The organism is Burkholderia sp. E168m23 (assembly GCF_016586125.1).
Lineage (GTDB): Bacteria > Pseudomonadota > Gammaproteobacteria > Burkholderiales > Burkholderiaceae > Burkholderia > Burkholderia orbicola.
Genome location: NZ_BCPP01001254.1, coordinates 1 through 1,629 on the forward strand (window position 1 = coordinate 1; position 1,629 = coordinate 1,629).

Consider the following 1,629-nt stretch of genomic DNA (forward strand, 5'->3'; position numbering starts at 1 on the left):
TCGTTTCATTTCTGCTCCTGTAACTGGTCGGCGAGCTTCGCGAATTCGTCGTCGGGCATGCCCGGAATCGCTTCCGGCGCGTCGGCCCCGAGCGCACGCCACACGTCGAGCGCATCCTGGCAGCCGCCGAACCGCTCGATCCGTGCTTCGAGACGCGCCTGTTCCTCACGCAGCATCGCCGCATCGAACGTCGGCGCGCGGCCGATCAGGTCGAGCGCGGCCGCGCGAAACGCGTCCGGCGTATCGGCCACGTAACGATCGGCGCCGCCGATCAAGCGGCGATGCTTGCCGCCCATCGTGCGCCAGATCAGTGCGCGATCCTTCGAGTCGAATTCCTCGACGCCGCGATTGGTCTCGATCACTTCAGGCCCCGACACGCTGATGCGCCCCTGCTCCGACACCGCGAGCGCCGAACAGCACGCGGCGAGCAACCCGCCGCCGCCGTAGCAGCCCGCGCGCCCGCCGATCAGCCCGATCACCGGCACGCCGGCCGCCCGCGCTTCGACGAGCGCACGCATGATCTCGGCGATCGCGAGCTCGCCCGCATTCGCTTCCTGCAACCGCACGCCGCCCGTGTCGAACAGGATCAGCACCGGCTTGCCGACGTCACGCGCGGCGCGCAGCAACCCGGTGAGTTTCGCGCCGTGCACCTCGCCGAACGCGCCGCCCATGAAGCGGCCCTCCTGCGCGGCGACGAACACCGGCTTGCCGTCGAGCCGGCCGTGGCCGACCACCATCCCGTCGTCGAACTGCTGCGGCAGCGCGAACAGCGGCAGGTGCGGACTCGTCACGCGCTCGGCCGGCCCGAGGAATTCCGTGAAGCTGCCCGCGTCGAGCAACCCGTCGATGCGTTGCCGCGCCGACGCTTCGTACCAGCTCGCCGCGTTCGCGACGAACGCCGGCGCATCGTGGATCACGTCGCTCATCATGCGTCTCCCTCGATCGCGCGCACGGCCTGCGCGAGCCGCAGCGACACCATGTCGGGCCGCGCGCCGCCGTCGTTGATCGACAGCTTCAGGCCGCCCGGCGTGCGCCGTTCGACGAAATCCGATACGACCGCCTGCCAGACCGCGCCGAAACCGACGGCCGCGGTGCGGATGTCGATCTCGCATTCATTGCCGGGCAGCACGCGTTCGACCAGCACTTCGAGATTGCCGGACGCGACCACGCCGACGAGCGCCGCGGCCTGCTCGCCCTTCGCGCGTTCGCGCGCGGTGAAGCGATAGTTCAACTGTTCCATGCCCTCTTCCTCACCAGTTGCGGAACCGGGCCGGCGGCGCATAGAGCCCGCCCGACCAGTGCACCAGATCCTTGATCGACCGCGCGGCGAGCCAGCGGCGGTCGGCGTCGAGCGGATCGATACCGAGATCCTCCGGGCGACGGATCACGCCGCGTTCGCGCAGCCGCTCGACCAGCTTCTTGTCGCGGCCGCGGCCGACGTCGGTATAGCCGGCGACGCCGCGAATCGCGTGCTCGCGTTCGTCCTTGTCGCGGCACATCAGCAGGTTCGCGATCCCTTCCTCGGTGACGATGTGCGTGACGTCGTCGCCGTAGACCATGATCGGCGCGAGGTCGAGCTGCAGCTTGTCGGCGAGCTTCAGCGCGTCGAGCTTCTCGACGAACATCGGC

General features: G+C 69.6%; 3 protein-coding genes. All 3 read right to left on the bottom strand.

Features of this window, described 5'->3' with window-relative positions; all coding sequences use genetic code 11:
• Positions 1-5: 5 nt before the first annotated feature.
• A complete protein-coding gene (locus JMF90_RS36290; protein ID WP_023477914.1) occupies positions 6-929 on the bottom strand; it encodes a biotin-independent malonate decarboxylase subunit beta in 924 nt (307 codons plus the stop codon).
• Entirely contained in the window at positions 926-1,240 is a 315-nt protein-coding gene (gene mdcC, locus JMF90_RS36295) for a malonate decarboxylase acyl carrier protein (protein ID WP_006485317.1), read from the bottom strand. Before mdcC ends, JMF90_RS36290 begins: the two co-directional genes overlap by 4 nt.
• Positions 1,241-1,250: 10 nt before the next feature.
• Positions 1,251-1,629: malonate decarboxylase subunit alpha (locus tag JMF90_RS36300; protein ID WP_201326265.1), on the bottom strand; the 379-nt coding region annotated here is incomplete at its 5' end.

What these genes read in the sequence shown, in the direction of transcription:
- mdcC (WP_006485317.1), bottom strand. Translation starts at nt 1,240, where the DNA reads ATGGAACAGTTGAACTATCGCTTCACCGCGCGCGAACGCGCGAAGGGC.
- JMF90_RS36290 (WP_023477914.1), bottom strand. Translation starts at nt 929, where the DNA reads ATGATGAGCGACGTGATCCACGATGCGCCGGCGTTCGTCGCGAACGCG.